Source organism: Haloplanus sp., assembly GCF_028275055.1.
Lineage (GTDB): Archaea > Halobacteriota > Halobacteria > Halobacteriales > Haloferacaceae > Haloplanus.
Genome location: NZ_JAQCNJ010000064.1, coordinates 14,746 through 29,581, shown reverse-complemented (window position 1 = coordinate 29,581; position 14,836 = coordinate 14,746). Strand labels below are relative to the sequence as shown.

General features: G+C 64.4%; 19 protein-coding genes and 1 tRNA gene. 11 read left to right on the top strand and 9 right to left on the bottom strand.

What is annotated here, in order from left to right:
- The 5 genes from Q0925_RS08815 to Q0925_RS08795 form a co-directional block, all read left to right on the top strand.
- Nucleotides 1-94: glutathione S-transferase N-terminal domain-containing protein (locus Q0925_RS08815; protein WP_299334316.1), on the top strand; the 94-nt coding region annotated here is incomplete at its 5' end.
- The gene (locus Q0925_RS08810) at nucleotides 91-624 is read left to right on the top strand and encodes a cob(I)yrinic acid a,c-diamide adenosyltransferase (RefSeq protein ID WP_299334311.1); all 534 of its coding nucleotides are present in this window, start codon (nucleotides 91-93) and stop codon (nucleotides 622-624) included. The genes Q0925_RS08815 and Q0925_RS08810, both read left to right, overlap by 4 nt.
- Before the next feature lie 41 nt (nucleotides 625-665).
- Entirely contained in the window at nucleotides 666-1,553 is an 888-nt protein-coding gene (locus Q0925_RS08805; RefSeq protein WP_299334309.1) for a DUF7282 domain-containing protein, read from the top strand.
- Nucleotides 1,554-1,595: 42 nt separating this feature from the next.
- Nucleotides 1,596-1,868, top strand: a complete 273-nt coding sequence (locus Q0925_RS08800) for a DUF7553 family protein (protein ID WP_299334307.1) — start codon at nucleotides 1,596-1,598, stop codon at nucleotides 1,866-1,868.
- A gap of 42 nt (nucleotides 1,869-1,910) precedes the next feature.
- A tRNA-Val gene (locus Q0925_RS08795) sits at nucleotides 1,911-1,985 on the top strand.
- Nucleotides 1,986-2,454: 469 nt separating this feature from the next.
- Here Q0925_RS08795 and Q0925_RS08790 read toward each other — a convergent pair.
- The 4 genes from Q0925_RS08790 to Q0925_RS08775 form a co-directional block, all read right to left on the bottom strand.
- On the bottom strand, nucleotides 2,455-3,048 hold the full coding sequence (locus Q0925_RS08790; RefSeq protein WP_299334305.1) for a hypothetical protein: 594 nt from the start codon (nucleotides 3,046-3,048) through the stop codon (nucleotides 2,455-2,457).
- A 93-nt stretch (nucleotides 3,049-3,141) separates the two neighbouring features.
- Nucleotides 3,142-3,429, bottom strand: coding sequence for a helix-turn-helix domain-containing protein (locus tag Q0925_RS08785; protein WP_349254404.1), 288 nt, complete (start codon nucleotides 3,427-3,429; stop codon nucleotides 3,142-3,144).
- 188 nt (nucleotides 3,430-3,617) lie between these two features.
- Entirely contained in the window at nucleotides 3,618-3,950 is a 333-nt protein-coding gene (locus Q0925_RS08780; protein ID WP_299334302.1) for a hypothetical protein, read from the bottom strand.
- Between the two features lie 35 nt (nucleotides 3,951-3,985).
- Nucleotides 3,986-4,420, bottom strand: a complete 435-nt coding sequence (locus Q0925_RS08775) for an SRPBCC family protein (RefSeq protein ID WP_299334300.1) — start codon at nucleotides 4,418-4,420, stop codon at nucleotides 3,986-3,988.
- 153 nt (nucleotides 4,421-4,573) lie between these two features.
- Between Q0925_RS08775 and Q0925_RS08770 the strand changes: the two genes are divergently transcribed.
- Nucleotides 4,574-5,719 carry a CBS domain-containing protein gene (locus tag Q0925_RS08770; protein WP_299334298.1) on the top strand — a complete coding sequence of 382 codons (1,146 nt, stop codon included), beginning with the start codon at nucleotides 4,574-4,576 and terminating at the stop codon, nucleotides 5,717-5,719.
- Here the strand turns inward: Q0925_RS08770 and radB are convergent.
- Complete coding sequence (gene radB, locus Q0925_RS08765) at nucleotides 5,714-6,442, bottom strand: DNA repair and recombination protein RadB (protein ID WP_299334296.1); 729 nt, start codon at nucleotides 6,440-6,442, stop codon at nucleotides 5,714-5,716. The two genes, Q0925_RS08770 and radB, sit on opposite strands and share 6 nt — an antisense overlap.
- A gap of 72 nt (nucleotides 6,443-6,514) precedes the next feature.
- On the opposite strand from radB, the gene Q0925_RS08760 reads away from it, so the two are divergent.
- Nucleotides 6,515-7,249 (top strand): hypothetical protein, encoded by a 735-nt coding sequence (locus tag Q0925_RS08760; protein WP_299334294.1) that lies wholly within the window; start codon nucleotides 6,515-6,517, stop codon nucleotides 7,247-7,249.
- Here Q0925_RS08760 and Q0925_RS08755 read toward each other — a convergent pair.
- Both Q0925_RS08755 and larC read right to left on the bottom strand, forming a co-directional pair.
- A complete protein-coding gene (locus Q0925_RS08755; protein WP_299334292.1) occupies nucleotides 7,246-7,614 on the bottom strand; it encodes a Rid family hydrolase in 369 nt (122 codons plus the stop codon). The genes Q0925_RS08760 and Q0925_RS08755 overlap by 4 nt on opposite strands.
- 37 nt (nucleotides 7,615-7,651) lie before the next feature.
- Nucleotides 7,652-9,001 carry a nickel pincer cofactor biosynthesis protein LarC gene (larC, locus tag Q0925_RS08750; protein ID WP_299334289.1) on the bottom strand — a complete coding sequence of 450 codons (1,350 nt, stop codon included), beginning with the start codon at nucleotides 8,999-9,001 and terminating at the stop codon, nucleotides 7,652-7,654.
- 185 nt (nucleotides 9,002-9,186) lie between these two features.
- On the opposite strand from larC, the gene Q0925_RS08745 reads away from it, so the two are divergent.
- Nucleotides 9,187-11,418 (top strand): CDC48 family AAA ATPase, encoded by a 2,232-nt coding sequence (locus tag Q0925_RS08745; RefSeq protein WP_299334286.1) that lies wholly within the window; start codon nucleotides 9,187-9,189, stop codon nucleotides 11,416-11,418.
- 189 nt (nucleotides 11,419-11,607) lie between these two features.
- Here the strand turns inward: Q0925_RS08745 and Q0925_RS08740 are convergent, their stop codons facing one another.
- Nucleotides 11,608-11,766 (bottom strand): DUF7563 family protein, encoded by a 159-nt coding sequence (locus Q0925_RS08740; RefSeq protein ID WP_299334282.1) that lies wholly within the window; start codon nucleotides 11,764-11,766, stop codon nucleotides 11,608-11,610.
- Between the two features lie 90 nt (nucleotides 11,767-11,856).
- Between Q0925_RS08740 and Q0925_RS08735 the strand changes: the two genes are divergently transcribed.
- Complete coding sequence (locus Q0925_RS08735) at nucleotides 11,857-12,396, top strand: CBS domain-containing protein (RefSeq protein WP_299334279.1); 540 nt, start codon at nucleotides 11,857-11,859, stop codon at nucleotides 12,394-12,396.
- 55 nt (nucleotides 12,397-12,451) lie between these two features.
- On the opposite strand, the gene purM is transcribed toward Q0925_RS08735, so the two are convergent.
- Nucleotides 12,452-13,420, bottom strand: a complete 969-nt coding sequence (purM, locus tag Q0925_RS08730; RefSeq protein ID WP_299334277.1) for a phosphoribosylformylglycinamidine cyclo-ligase — start codon at nucleotides 13,418-13,420, stop codon at nucleotides 12,452-12,454.
- A 91-nt stretch (nucleotides 13,421-13,511) separates the two neighbouring features.
- Here purM and Q0925_RS08725 point away from each other — a divergent pair, with 91 nt between their 5' ends.
- A complete protein-coding gene (locus Q0925_RS08725; protein WP_299334275.1) occupies nucleotides 13,512-13,676 on the top strand; it encodes a hypothetical protein in 165 nt (54 codons plus the stop codon).
- Complete coding sequence (corA, locus tag Q0925_RS08720) at nucleotides 13,658-14,668, top strand: magnesium/cobalt transporter CorA (RefSeq protein ID WP_299334272.1); 1,011 nt, start codon at nucleotides 13,658-13,660, stop codon at nucleotides 14,666-14,668. The genes Q0925_RS08725 and corA overlap by 19 nt, the downstream gene beginning before the upstream one ends.
- Nucleotides 14,669-14,836 lie beyond the last annotated feature (168 nt).

Genomic DNA, 14,836 nt, shown 5'->3' with positions numbered 1-14,836 from the left:
ACGCGGTGTTCCGGTTCTGGTCGACGACGACCACGGTGTCACCATGGCCGAGAGCGACAACATCCTGCGGTACGTCGAACGGACGCTCGCATGAAGATCTACACCGGCCGCGGCGACGAGGGGATGACAGACCTGCGGGACATGTCCCGCGTCTCCAAGACCAGTCCCCGGATCGAGGCGTACGGCACCGTCGACGAGGCGAACGCGCTCATCGGCACGATCCGCCCGACGGGATACGACGATATCGACGGCCACCTCGAACGGATACAGAATCACCTCCACATCGTGCAGGCCGACTTTGCCAACCCCACACCGGAGGACGAGGACCCCGTCGTCCGTGAAGAACACGTCGAGGAACTCGAATCGTGGATCGACGAGGCCGACGAGGAACTCGAACCGCTGGAGTCCTTTGTCCTCCCGGGTGGGAGCGACGCCGGGGCCGCCCTCCACCACGCCCGAACGGTGGTCCGGCGGGCCGAACGGCGGGCGGTCGACCTCGCCGGCACAAACCCCGTCAACGCCGAAGCCATCGCCTACCTGAACCGACTCTCCGACGCCCTCTTTACGTTCGGACGACTCGTCAACCGGCGGGACGGCGCCCAGGTGGATCGGCCCACGTACTGACGGGCAAGATCGATTTGAGGAACGACACGCAACTGTCACCGGTGCGTGCGTTCGCCGTTCTCCTCGCGTTCGTCGTGGCGGTTTCGACGGTCGGGGCCGTTTGTGTCTGGGCCGACGAGGGTGCCACGGCGTCGCCACACGCGACCACCGGTGGCGTCGACGCCGCTCCGCCACGCTCCGTCGCCATCCTCGATGTCGTTTCCGACAACCGCTCGAACCGCTCCGGCGTCCACCCTGTCGACCCCGGGTCGACCCTGCTCGTTCGTGGCACGACCGACCGCCGCCCCGACGACAACGCGATCGACCTGTCGGTGACCGCCGGTCCCGACGCCGACCGCTTCGGGTTCGTCGTCGTTGAGTCGTGGGGGTACGACGGCCGTTGGACCGCCCGACTCGCCGTCCCGGCGGCTGTCACGCCCGGGATGTACACGCTCGAGGTACAGGTCGACGGAGACGCCGACGTACAGCGGTTCGAGGTGGCCGAGCGCCGCCCCGCGACCCTCGGTCGGGCCTCGCTGAGCGACACCGTTCGACCCGTCTCCGGCGAGCGGATTCGTCCGTTTCAGGTTGCCGTGGAGAACGTGACACTTTCCAACGGCGGCTACGTCAAGGTTCGCGACGGGGGCACGTCGGTCGGCCGCTCCTCCTACCTCACCCCCGGAACCCACGCCGTCGTCATCGTCGGCGTCAGCGTCAATGGGAACAGCTACCTTCGGGCCGTCGCCGTGCGCGGGACGCCGGACCGCGTCGACGACCCGTACCGCTCGAACGATTCAGCGGTGGCCGTTCCGGTGCCGCTCCGTCGGGGTGGCGTCCCGCCGTCGCCGACGCCGACCGACGCCACAGCGCCCGGGGTCGGCACGCCGGCGACGATGATTGCGCTCGTATTATCGGCCGTAGCCCTGTTGTTGCGGGCGCGAAACCGGTGATCTCCCACAAGAGCTATATTTGTCCTCCGCGTTCGGTCAGATATGAACAAACATTTCGAGGACACGCTGTACTATCTCGGACGCGCCGGCGAACACACAAAGGAAGGCGTTATGGAAGAGATCGGTCCGCTCGAAACGCGGGTCCGCGAACTCACAGGGGCGGAGGCGGACGACGAACCCGAACCCTCGCGACTCCAGAAACTGCAGGACGACCTCAAAGAACTGGAAGCACGGGCCGAGGGGGAGGCCAAAACCGCCGTTTCGGACGCCCGCGAGCGGCTCCGACGGTACCGAAGCGACCGGCCGTCGGAGTAAGGCAATTCTTAAGTCGTCGTCGGAAGTATTCCCGTTCGGAGCGGGTTGGTGGTCTAGCCCGGTTATGACGGCTCCTTCACACGGAGCAGGCCGGCGGTTCGAATCCGCCCCAACCCATCCTGTTACCGCTTCTCCGCGAAGTACAACACACCGACGCTGTCATGCGATTCGATGGTGTGTCTCCTTCCAACAGGATGCGCCCGACGCCCGCGCCTCGGTCACGTCTGTCGGTTACAATAAATTAGATTCCGTGAACGAATAACACTACCGACGGTCGAAATCACGGGATCAGCCACTTGATAACCTCCGTGAGATAGCCGGGGTTGAGCGTGACCTGACGTGGTACGCGCTCCGCCATTCCACCGGGACGTACGTGACGCAGGAACGGGGCCTCGCCCCGACGCAGGCACAACTCCGTCACAAGCGAAAGCAGACAACGATGCGCTACGGACCAAGCCCCCCACCAGAAAATCGACAGGACGCGCTTGAAGACATCGGATAGCTTCGTGATTTGCGGCTCTGTTGAGATTCCCAATTAGTGAGAGTTGGGAGTCTTGCTGGATACATAGCTCATATCTACAGAATATCAGCTCAATATAGGACCTATATCATAATCAATGACTCTGTAAAGCCAAAAAATGACCAGAATAAGGGACAATACTGAAAATATTAGAACTGAATACGTGGGGAGTAGGGCGGCCACGTAGGCTACCAAGATACCGATTATTGATAAAGGTGTAATCAAAAATAGGAACATCATGATAGCCGACACCTTATCGAGTTCTTTTAATTGTGTTGTATCTGTGCTTAGTGAAATTAAGCCAGACACGAAGTATACAATGAAGAACACAAAATAGACTACACGTGTCAATAGTTCTTGTGTAGCCGTAGAATTGTTAAGTAATATATAAGAAAATACAATCAAAGAGAAGACTTTCAAAAAGTCTGTGAACAACTCATCCTCATACTCATTTTTAATTGATTCCTTTAATATACCAGAGGCTAACAACACAACGCCTGTTTCTACACCGTAGGCAACTCCTATAGAAACCGCAGTAATCGTGAATTTTTGACCTTCAATGAATGGTACCGACGTTTCTAACCAAATAAATAATTGTAAAATTCTCATGGAGAGCAGCGCGACAGTATTGGCAATAAAAAATTCTCTTAAACTTGCCATTGGCGGAAGTTTAGATTGTATCGTAAATAGGTGTGTGGTTGCGCCAATATTTGATAGAGTAAAAAGTATTCTGAAAGTGGAACATTGTACGTTCTATGTAAGCACACTTTGTATTCGGCACGTAACAGTTACTGAGGACTTCGACAGGCTTAGATTCACCACCAAACGATTAGCCTCGGGAAGGCGCAGCTGGCCTCCGCAGTTCCCTCTATTCCTCATCCATCCAGATATAGACCGCCGCTCTTGCCCCGATCTTCTTTTTTTAATTGTACCTTGTTCAACCAGTCTCTCAAGCTTGTTGTACGCAGATGGACGCGAGCAGTCCAATTCTTCAGCGACTTCGCTGGCAGTCAAGACTGGAAGATCCGCTTCCTCGAACACAGCCAGCACGTCGTTGAGCGTCACCTGCTCCGTGTACTGTCCACTCTCATCCCGCCCACGCTTCAGGGGTGCCGATCCGAGTACGGTGTTTCTCCCCGCAGTTCACCTCGACTTCTCACCTGCTGGGCGACCTTCGAAAAAAACAATCAGGCCGTCGGGAGGGTGTCCGCGCTCGCTCCGTCCCCGGCTCAGCCCCAGACCTCGTCGTCGGTCGGCTCTGCCCCGTGTTTCTGGTAGAGGTAGTAGGTGAAAAAGCCGGAGATACCGGCGGTGTAGGGGGTGACGATCGCCATCTTGGAGATCGTCTCCGTCGGTATCCCGGGTGCGATACCGCTCACCCCGGCGATAAAGACGACGATAGAAGCGACACACACCGCGCCGAAGACGTACATGCCGACCCGTGTCGCGGTCCGGTTGTAGCCGGCGGGTCGGTAGCCACACATCGGGCAGTAGTCAGCATCGACCGGGATCGGTTCCTCGCAGCGACCACAGGTCTGGCCGTCGTGGTCGTCCCCATGCATACGTTATCGAAGATTCTCCAACGACTTGAGTCCGTTCACGTCGTCTCCAACCGTGTCTTCAGGTTCTCCAGCGTCGTCTCGAGTTCACGATTATTATACGCTCGGACGAACGGTTCCGCGAGGCGGTCGAGAACGGGGACCGGGAGGTGGTAGTCGGCGGCATAGCCGACACGGACACCGTCGCCATCCGCCTCGAAGCTCCACTCGACGGTTCCTTCGATCCCACCGCTCATCTCGAAGACGATGCGCTCGGGCGGGTCGTGAGCGATCGCTTCCACCTCGCCGTCAAGGCCAACACCGGCCATCCGATAGGTGTACGCCGCGCGTTTCCCGCCGTTCGAGAGCTTCTCGACCGTTTCGACCGACGAGAGACTGGGGGAGATCTCCGCTTGGTGTTCCGGCACGTCCATATACTCGAAGGCAGTCTCCGGATCGACGTCGATGTGGATGTCCGATTCGATCTGTGGCACGTAGCGATGTGGGGGCGCGCCGGTGAAATGTGCTGCGCCCGCCGATACCGCGGTGGAACGGGGCCGACGCCGCCGACTGCACCGCCGGATCGTCGATCCGCCGACCGCCCGAGAGAAACAAGTTTCAAGCCGGCGGGCGACGCACGTGTGGCCATGGACATCGCCGATATCGCTACCTCGGAGTATATCGAGATCGACGTCGACGAACGACTGGGAAAGGTTCAGTCGATCTTCGAGCGCGAGAACCCAAAGGGCCTCATCGTCACGCGGGACGGCGAGTACGCCGGTGTCATCGGCGAACGGGACCTCGTCCGGTCGCGGATCGAAGACGACACCAAGGCCGACGTATTGATGCGATCCGCGCCCCGTGTCGACCGCACCGAGGACGTCCGCGAGGTGGCCCGCGTTCTCGTCGAGGGTGGGACGAAGGTCGCACCGGTCTACGAAGGGAACGCGCTCTGGGGGATCGTCACCGCCGACGCCATCCTCGATGCGGTGCTCGACAGCCTCGACGCCCTGACGGTCGAGCAGATTCAGACCGACGACGTAATCACCATCGGTGAAAAGTCCCACGTCGGGCAGGCGATCAACCGCCTTCGCGAACACGGCGTCTCACGCCTCCCGGTCGTCGACGACGCCGACCTCCTCGTCGGCATCCTGACGACCCACGACATCGTCGACTTCGTCGTCCGCGACGCGGATCGGCAGGGCCGTGGTGACCGTCGCGGCGACCTCGACCGGATGCTCGATCTGCCGGTGTACGACCTCATGACCGACCCAGTGTTGACGACCGTCGGGAACGAAACCGTCGAGGACGCCGTTCGACAGATGCTCGACAGTGACGTGTCGGGCTTGGTCGTCACGCCCAGCGGCGACGACGGCGACGACGTCTCGGGCGTTCTCACCAAGACCGACGTGCTCCGGGCGCTCACCTTCACCGAGGAGGATCGGATGGACGTTCAGATCACCAACGTCAAACTCCTCGATACGATCTCCCGCGAGGAGATCGTCGAGGGCATCACCGGCGTTGCGGACAAGTACCAGAAGATGCAGGTCCACCACGCCCACGTTCGCTTTCACGAACACAAGGAGAAACTCCGCGGAACACCCCTGATCCAGTGCCAGATCCGTCTGCGAACCAACCACGGACAGGTCGGCGGTTCCGGCGAGGGCTACGGTGCCGACCACGCCTTCCACGTTGCTGCCGACACGCTCGAACGCAACGTGCTCGAACTGAAAGGACTCCGGGCCGACGAACAGTACCGCGGCCAACTCCTTCGGAAACTCGGCGAGTTATAACGTCTCCTCGCCGGCAGCCAACCCGTCGCCGGTGACCCGGAACGCCGCCGTCCCGCCGGCGGCCTTCGACCGGTGCTTTTCGAGTGTCGCCCGCCTGTTCCCGCCGCGGAACCGATCCAGCCGAAGCACCGTTCCGGTCCAGTGGTTCAGCGTGTGGCCGCCGAGTGCACGCGCCCGGTCGCCGTCGGGGTCGGTGAACACCTGGTTCGTCACGACCGCCGCGAGGTCGTGTTTGCGCGCCAGCGACAACAGCTGTGTGACCTGCCGGCCGACCTTCCGGAGTGTTTCGCCCTCGTCGGCGTTGTGGCGTTCGAGCCGGTAGAACCCGGTCGCGCTGTCGAGAACGAGTAGCTCTGCCCGGGGTGCGAACTCCGCGGCGTCGCGAACCGCCTCCTCCTGTTCGGCGAAGTCGTGGGCCTCCGTAACGACGAGGCGGGACGCCACCGCCTCGAAGTCGTCGCCGCTCGCGGCGGTCGCGAGTTGTCGGAACCGGTCGACAGAAAGGCCCTCGGTGTCGATGTAGACGCCGGTGCCGCCGCCGACGGCGACCTGTACCGCCGCCGAGAGCGTAAGATTCGTCTTCCCGGCCGCCGGCGGGCCGTACACCTGCGTGACGGTCCCGCGTTCGAACCCACCGCCCAGCAGGTCGTCGACCGGGGCACAGCCGGTCGGAACCGGTGGTGACCCCGACGCTGCGCCCGGCGCTGACTCTGGTTCGGACACAACGGTACTGGGTCGCAGTGAGTCATAAAGCTTCGACACCACGTTTTATTCCCGGGGAGCCGAAAGAGCGCTGTGATCGTCGTCGCCACCGCCGACTTCGAACTGTATCACGAGGCCGTCTCCCTCCTTCGGGACCGCGGCGTGGCGTTCACCACCGTCGATCCCGGCGACGACCTCCCGGAGAACGCGTCTGTCGTCGTCGCCGCACCGGACGATCCGGCCACCGATCCGGACGCCGACACGGAGCGCGTAACCGCGACGGCCTCGGAGGCCCGCCGTGCCGTCGACGAGGCGCTCACACACCTGCGGGCCGGCGGCGGCCGGACCGTCGTCGGTGTCGACCCTGGCACGCGGCCCGGTATCGCCGTTCTTTCCGGCGAGACGGTGGTTGCCGCCTTCCACGTCCCCCTCGGCGACGCGGTCGAGACCGTCCGCCGGGAGGTCGCCGACGCGGCCGATCCGCTCGTCCGGATCGGCGACGGGGCTCGGCTCCAGGGGGCACGGCTGATCGACGATTTCGACGACGTAACGGTGGAACTCGTCGACGAGGCGGGGACGACTCCGTATCTCGGCACTGGCGCGCGTGGAATGGGGGACGTTCTCGCCGCGGTCAACATCGCCCGACTGGAGGGCGAACGCGTCGACTCGCGGGATATCGAGCCGACGACGGGCGAACTCCAGCGGATCAAGGACCGCTCCCGACGCGTCTCGACCGACGACCGAACCATCGACGACGCCCTCGCCCGTCGGGTGGCCGCCGGCGACCTCACCGTCGAGGAGGCGCTGAACGCCCACCGGGAGGGCTAGGCCGCCTTCGCCGTGGCCTTTCTCTCGACGAGCGACTCCGGATCGGTCAGGCGCTCCACCTGCACCGTCGTCGCCGCCGGGCGGGCGTCGCCGAACGCCTCGGCGTGTGCGCGGCCGACAGCCTCCCAGTCCTCGATGTCGGTGACGAACAGTCGGGTCCGAACCACGTCGTCAAGCGAGGCATCCGGCTCCGACGGCGACGCGTCGATGATCTCCGGCGCTCGCGCGGTCCGTTCGTACGGGCCGCCGCCGACGTGACCGGCGTCGTCGGTCGACATGGATCCGGAGACGTGGAGCGCGTCGCCGGCCCGAACCGCGCGCGAGTAGTCGGCCGCCGTTTCCCACGTCGTGCCTTCCGGCTCCATGTGGGGCGCTCGGCCCACGGCGTCGAGAGGGCGTCGCTCACCCGTTGTCGGCGATTGCCGCCTCCGCCCGTCGCCGGACCTCCCGCACTGTCAGTCCCGTCTCGGCCGCCACCGCCAGCGCATCGTCGTACTCCGCGCTCCGGTCGTACACCGACCCCTCGGCGTCGGACGCGACCTTCACCTGGATCTCGTGGGTCTCGCCGCCGGCTTCGACCGTCACCGTTTCTATCGAGCGGTCGGCGACCCATCGGTGGCCGGCGCTCCCCTCGCGAACGCCGAGTGTCCCCGTCTCCTCGGCGAGCCGTCGGGCTACCCGCTCGGCGTCCTCCGGGCGGGTGATGACCTTCACGAGGTGACCGGGCCGGGACTTCTTCATCGTCGCCGACAGAACCGACACGTCGAGCGCGCCGGCGTCCCCGAGCGTCTCTTGGAGGCTCCCGAGTGTCTCGGGTGTCGCGTCGTCGAGGTTGGTTTCAAGCACCGCGATGGGCTCCCGGTGGAGACCGCCGCCGTCGCCGACGAGAACCCGGAGGGCGTTCGGGTGGCCCGCAACGTCCGCGTCGCCGGCCCCATACCCCACCGCATCGGCGTCGAGACCGGGGAGGTGATCGACCCCGTCGGCAACCGCCGCGAAAATCGCCGCGCCGGTCGGCGTGAGGAGTTCGCGTTCGACGGGACCACCTCGGATCGACCAGTCCGCGTCCGCGACGATCTCGGCCACCGCCGGAGCCGGCACGGGGTAGGTGCCGTGGCTCATCGACACCCTCCCGCCGCCGACCGATACCGGGGTCGTCACCACACGGTCGGGACCGAGATCGTCGAGCAGGAGACATGCCCCCACCACGTCGGCGACGGCGTCGTCAGCCCCGACCTCGTGGAAGTGGGTGGCGTCGAGATCGGTCCCGTGGACCGACGCCTCCGCCTCGCCGAGGTGACGGAAGGCCGCGAGTGCGTCCCGTTCGACCCCAGACGGGAGCTCCATCCCTTCGACGAGTTCGACCACCTCCGGATAGGTGCGCAAGGGACCGGTCCCCTCGGCGTGTGTGTGATCGTGATCCGGGTCGTCGTGGTCGTGGCCGTGAGAGTGGTCGTGGTCGTGATCCGGGTCGTCGTGGTCGTGGCCGTGAGAGTGGTCGTGGTCGTGATCCGAGTCGCCGTGGTCGTGTGAGTGGTCGCCCGCTCTTTCCCGAGCACCGTCCCCGGCCACGAGCACATCGACGGTCGTCGCGGTGACGCCCGCTCTGGCCGTCGGCCCGACGGTGTAGCGCACGTTGAGTGCGTCCGACACGGGACCGAGAACGGCCGGATCGGCTCCGGCGTCGATCAGCGCCGCACAGATCATGTCGCCGCTCGCCCCCATCCGTCCGTCGAACGCGACCGTGTGCATACCGGATCGCTCACGCTCGACGGTCAAACGGCTTGCGACCGGCGGTGGATCGGTAGGGGTTTGTACGCTCCGTGTGTATGGCAGTATATGACACGTTTCGTGGGCACGCGTGATGGGCCGATCGGCTGCAACAACAGGCTTATGCCCCGCCATCGGCGAGATACCGCAATCCTCGCGGATACATCATGAACGACGTCCAACTCGAAGTGGCGAAGGCGTACCCGAACGACTCGGGACGCGGTATCGCCCGGCTGGACCCCGACACGCTTCTGCATCTGAAGCTGTCGCCCGGCGATATCATCGAGATCGAAGGCGCGGATCGAACGGCCGCGAAGGTCTGGCGCGCGGACCGGCAGGACTGGAACACCGACACCGTCCGGATCGACGGGTTCACCCGGCAGAACGCCGATGTCGGCATCGGCGAACGCGTCACGATCCGGAAGGCAGAGGCGACAAAGGCAGACAAGTTGGTTCTCGCCCCGCCCGAAGAGGCGAGCGTCCAGTTTGGCTCCGACGCCGCCGGGATGGTCAAACGGCAGATCCTCAAGCGGCCGGTGGTCGAACGCGACATCGTCCCCGTAATGAGCAGTACGAACCACCCGTTCATGCGGTCGCCGGGGCAGGCCATACCGCTGATCGCCGTCGAAACCGATCCCGACGGCGTCTGCCTGATCACCGAGGACACGGAGGTCGAACTCCGGGAGGAGCCCATCTCCGGGTTCGAAAAGACCGGCGGCGGCATCACCTACGAGGACATCGGCGGCCTCCAAAACGAGATCCAACGGGTCCGCGAGATGGTCGAACTCCCGATGAAACACCCCCAGATCTTCAAAAAACTCGGGATCGAACCGCCACAGGGGGTGTTGCTCCACGGCCCGCCGGGGACCGGAAAGACCCTTCTCGCAAAGGCGGTTGCCAACGAGACGTCTGCGAGTTTCTTCTCCATCGCCGGCCCCGAGATCATCTCCAAGTACTACGGTGAGTCCGAACAACAGTTGCGTGAGATCTTCGAGGACGCCAAAGACGAGTCGCCGTCTATTATCTTTATCGACGAACTCGACTCCATCGCGCCCAAACGCGAGGACGTGACCGGTGAGGTCGAACGCCGTGTCGTCGCACAACTGCTGACGATGATGGACGGCCTCGAAACGCGCGGGCAGGTCATCGTCATCGCCGCGACCAACCGCGTCGACTCGGTCGACCCCGCCCTGCGGCGGCCGGGCCGGTTCGACCGCGAGATCGAGATCGGTGTCCCCGACGAGGCGGGCCGGAAGGAGATCCTCCAGATCCACACCCGGGGGATGCCCCTCTCCGATGACGTGAGCCTCAACCACCTCGCCGACGAGACACACGGCTTCGTCGGCGCTGATATCGAAAGCCTCACCAAGGAGTCCGCGATGAAGGCGCTTCGGCGCTACCTCCCCGAGATCGATCTGGACGAGGAGGATATTCCGCCGAGCCTCATCGACCGGATGATCGTCAAACGCCAGGACTTCGGCGGCGCGTTGAACGAGGTCGAACCCTCGGCGATGCGGGAGGTACTGGTCGAACTCCCGAAGATCACGTGGGACGATGTCGGCGGGTTGGAAGACCCCAAACAGAACGTCAAAGAGGCCGTCGAGTGGCCGCTCTCCTCCCCGGAGAAGTTCGACCGTATGGGGATCGATCCGCCGAAAGGTGTCCTGTTGTACGGCCCGCCGGGAACGGGCAAGACACTGATGGCGAAAGCCGTCGCCAACGAGACCAACGCCAACTTCATTTCGGTCCGCGGGCCACAACTCCTCTCGAAATGGGTCGGCGAGAGCGAGAAGGCGATCCGGCAGACGTTCCGCAAGGCCCGGCAGGTCTCTCCCACGGTCATCTTCTTCGACGAACTCGACTCGCTCGCCCCGTCCAGAGGTAACGAGGTCGGAAACAACGTCTCCGAACGGGTCGTCAACCAACTCCTGACCGAACTCGACGGGCTGGAGGAGATGGGCAACGTGATGGTGATCGGTGCGACCAACCGCCCCGACATGATCGATCCCGCGCTCCTGCGTTCCGGGCGGTTCGACCGCTTGGTGTTCATCGGCGAACCGGAGATGGAGGGCCGCGAGCAGATCTTGAAGATTCACACGCAGGACTCCCCGCTCGCCCCCGACGTGAGCCTCCGCGAGGTTGCGGAGATCACCGACAGTTACGTCGGCTCCGATCTCGAGAGCATCGCCCGGGAGGCCGCGATGGTCGCTCTCCGTGAGGACGACGACGCCGAACACGTGGAGATGCGTCACTTCCGACAGGCCATGGAGAACGTCCGACCCACGATCACCGACGAGATCATGGACTACTACGAGCGTATCGAAGAACAGTTCAAAGGTGGCGGCGGCGGCGAGGGCCTTGCCGGACGCGGTGGCAGCGGCCGGATCGGCTTCCAGTAGCGGTCTCCCCGGCCGGTGCACACCGGCGGTCCGCCGCGTACGCTCCCGGTGAACGGACGATCCGGTGCCAGAGCGGTCCGTTGCACCCGTTCCTTGCCGATGACGTCGACACGAACCGGTCGGCCGACCCCGGCCGGTGATTGCCTCGCACGGCTCACCGCCCGCATTTGATCCGGTGCCGGGGACCGATCAGGTGCTTCGCGGGGACCGGGCGTCCCGAACGGTTGCCCCATCCCGGACGATGTCCTCACAGCGGGGACAGACCCGTGGGTTCTCGACGCCGTTGGGGGTGAACACTCTGGCGTAGGCGCGCGTGACGAACGCCCCACAGTTCTGACACTCGGGCATACACCGATGCCGTTCACGTCAGTTTTTTATAAGTTTTGGGGCCGACCGCCCCGCCGAAAGTAATTTTAATAACCGATAGTTATTATATCCATGGATCTACCGACGCCGCAGGATCTCCGGGAGCGGCGAACTTCGTTGGAGCTGACACAAAGCGCTCTCGCGGAGATGGCTGGGGTCTCTCAGCCGTTGATCGCGCGGATCGAGGGCGGCGATGTCGACCCTCGACTGTCGACACTACGCTGCATCGTCGCCGCCCTCGACGAGGCCGAGGGAGGCGTCGTTCGCGCGGAGAATCTGATGAACGAGGGGTTGGTGAGCGTCGCCCCCGACGATTCGGTTTCCGACGCCGAGCGACGGATGGAAAAGGCGGCCTTCTCGCAGTTGCCGGTGTTGCAGGGCGGGCTTCCGGTCGGGTCGATCAGTTACAGCGACATCCGTCACGAGGGAGAGAACGTGGGCCAGAAGGCGGTCGCCGAGATCATGAGCGAGCAGTTTCCGACGGTGTCGCGGGAGGACTCGGTGGACAAGATCAGCAACCTGTTGGACTACTACAAGGCCGTCATCGTCACCGAGGGCGGGGAGGCGGTCGGCATCATCACAGAGGCCGATATCGCGGCCGAACTTTCCTGAGTGGACGGCCACCCTGCCGTGTGTCCGCCCGATCCCGGGCTTCACAGGACGCCCGCTACAGTTCGAGACCACGAATCGCGACGCCGTCGCCCGTTTCGACCCGGCCGATCACCCGGCCGTCGACCGTCTCTGCCAGTGACGCCGCAGCCGCCGGATCGACCGCCACGACGAACCCGGTTCCCATGTTGAACGTGCGGTGCATCTCCTCGTCGGAGACGTTGCCGAGCGACTGGACGAACCCGAACACGGGCTGTGGCTCGAACGCGTCGTCGACAACGTACCGGTGGTCGCCGAGTCGCTTTAGGTTGGTCCAGCCACCACCTGTCACGTGGGCGGCGCCGTGGACGCCGTGGTCGCGCATCGGGTCAAGGAGGTCGGTGTAGATCCGCGTCGGTTCGAGGAGCGCCTCACCGAGCGTGTCGTAGTCGCCGAACGGACAGGGGTCGGCGTACGACCCCTCCCGCGTGACGGCCGTGCGGGCGAGGGTCAGCCCGTTCGAGTGGATACCCGAGGACGGCACACCGACGAGGGCGTCACCCTCCTCGGCGCGACCGGGAAAGACGGCGGTCTTTGCGGCGAGACCGGCACACGTCCCCGCGAGATCCAACCCCGAGACCACCTCCGGCATCACCGCCGTCTCGCCGCCGACGAGTTCGATTCCGGCGCGGTCGGCCCCTTCGGCGAGTCCCTCGCCGACCTGTTCGGCGAACCGCTCGTCGGGTTCGTCGACCGCGAGGTAGTCGACGAACGCCACCGGACGAACCCCCGCTGCAACGAGGTCGTTCGCGTTCATGGCGATACAGTCGATGCCGACGGTGGAGTAGTCGTCGAGGGCATCGGCCACGAGGAGTTTCGTTCCGACCCCGTCGGTGGCCAACCCCAGATACCGGTCCCCGATATCGAGGAGGCCGGCGTAGTCGCCCTCGTTCTCGCCGACCGCATCGACGAGGGCGGCCGTGGCCGCCTCGCTCTCCGCGATGTCGACGCCGGTCGCCGAGTACGTGAGTTCGTCGTCCTCACCCATGGCCCACACCCCGTCGGCCGGACGCAAAAACACACCGTTTGGTCCTCCCGCGGCCGAGGGTGTATTTGAGACCGGCGCGTGAGTCCACAGTATGGATCGAACGTTCCTCGTCGGGGCTGGCCTCACCGGTGCCGGCGTGTGTGGCTACGCCCTCGGAACGGTCGTCGCCTACCCCGGGCGGGCGTTCTCGCTCACCGCGGTTATGATCGGCATCACGCTCGTCGCTATCGGTGACCGATGGGGGACCGGCGCGTGACCGTCAGCGCGTTCGTCTACGACGGCGACCACGTCGACCGGCGGGACGCCGTCGATGCCGACTCGCTTCGCGCGGCCCGCCACGCCACCGGCACCACGTGGATCCGCGTCTCGGACCCCACCGACGACGAGTACGACCGGTTGAGCGCTGTCTTCGATCTTCACACCCTCGAAATCGAGGACGTGCGGGGCAACGTCGACCCGAAGGTCGAGGTATTCCCCGGGCACACGTTCCTGCTGGTCAAGACCGCCAGCCTGCGCGGCGGCGAGACGACCTTCGAGGAGGAGATCCGCGACCGCCCGGTCGGACTGTTTTTCGGTCACGACTGGCTCGTCACGGTCGCGACGGAGAAGACCGGTGCCGTCGGAACGGTGTGGGACCGAATCCAGCGCGAGGATCCCCGACTGCTCCGGTACCACGCCGACTTCACCGCCTATCGTGTCGTCGACGCGGTCGTCGACGAGTACCTCGTGGTGCTCGACGAAATCGGCCACGACATCGAGGTAGTCGAGGACCGTATCATCGACGATCCCGACACGGAGACCTTGGAGACGCTCAACAGCCTCCGCCGCGAACTGTTGTCGATCCGACGGATCGTCTGGCCGACTCGCGACGCGATGAGCGTGCTCTCGAAAGGCGACGCGGACCACGTCCGGGAGTCGACGGAGAAGTACTACCGAGACGTGTACGACCACCTCGTCCAGCACGTCGAGCTCGTCGAGACGTACCGCGACCTCGCCGGCGGGGCTCGCGACATCTACCTCAACACCCTTTCTCAGTCGACAAACGAGGTGATGAAGCGACTCACCGTCGTCGCGACGATCATTCTCCCGCTGACGTTTGTCGTCGGCGTCTACGGTATGAACTTCGGTGCCAGCCCGTTCGGTATGCCCGAACTCGGCTGGCGGTACAGCTATCCGGCGGTGCTACTCGGGATGGTGCTCACCGCGGCCGCCATGCTCCGACACTTCCGGTCGGAGGGGTGGCTGTGAGCGGCGTGTGCATTCGGTCTATGTGCACCCGTCGGTCGTCGGCCGTTGGCCGCCGACCACGGCGAGAACGACGACCACCACGACGGTCCGGACGGATCGCTCCGGACCGAGGTGGCCTGTGACCGGTTTCGGGGTGTCACGCCGGCCGCCCGCAGTCCCGGATCATCC

Excerpts from the sequence above, each read along its gene's own strand:
- Q0925_RS08755 (WP_299334292.1), bottom strand. The coding sequence starts at position 7,614 with ATGGAGCCGGAAGGCACGACGTGGGAAACGGCGGCCGACTACTCGCGC.
- Q0925_RS08790 (WP_299334305.1), bottom strand. The coding sequence starts at position 3,048 with ATGGCAAGTTTAAGAGAATTTTTTATTGCCAATACTGTCGCGCTGCTC.
- Q0925_RS08770 (WP_299334298.1), top strand. The coding sequence starts at position 4,574 with ATGGACATCGCCGATATCGCTACCTCGGAGTATATCGAGATCGACGTC.
- Q0925_RS08735 (WP_299334279.1), top strand. The coding sequence starts at position 11,857 with ATGGATCTACCGACGCCGCAGGATCTCCGGGAGCGGCGAACTTCGTTG.
- Q0925_RS08725 (WP_299334275.1), top strand. The coding sequence starts at position 13,512 with ATGGATCGAACGTTCCTCGTCGGGGCTGGCCTCACCGGTGCCGGCGTG.
- Q0925_RS08745 (WP_299334286.1), top strand. The coding sequence starts at position 9,187 with ATGAACGACGTCCAACTCGAAGTGGCGAAGGCGTACCCGAACGACTCG.
- Q0925_RS08780 (WP_299334302.1), bottom strand. The coding sequence starts at position 3,950 with ATGCATGGGGACGACCACGACGGCCAGACCTGTGGTCGCTGCGAGGAA.
- Q0925_RS08740 (WP_299334282.1), bottom strand. The coding sequence starts at position 11,766 with ATGCCCGAGTGTCAGAACTGTGGGGCGTTCGTCACGCGCGCCTACGCC.
- larC (WP_299334289.1), bottom strand. The coding sequence starts at position 9,001 with ATGCACACGGTCGCGTTCGACGGACGGATGGGGGCGAGCGGCGACATG.
- Q0925_RS08810 (WP_299334311.1), top strand. The coding sequence starts at position 91 with ATGAAGATCTACACCGGCCGCGGCGACGAGGGGATGACAGACCTGCGG.
- Q0925_RS08800 (WP_299334307.1), top strand. The coding sequence starts at position 1,596 with ATGAACAAACATTTCGAGGACACGCTGTACTATCTCGGACGCGCCGGC.
- corA (WP_299334272.1), top strand. The coding sequence starts at position 13,658 with ATGGGGGACCGGCGCGTGACCGTCAGCGCGTTCGTCTACGACGGCGAC.
- purM (WP_299334277.1), bottom strand. The coding sequence starts at position 13,420 with ATGGGTGAGGACGACGAACTCACGTACTCGGCGACCGGCGTCGACATC.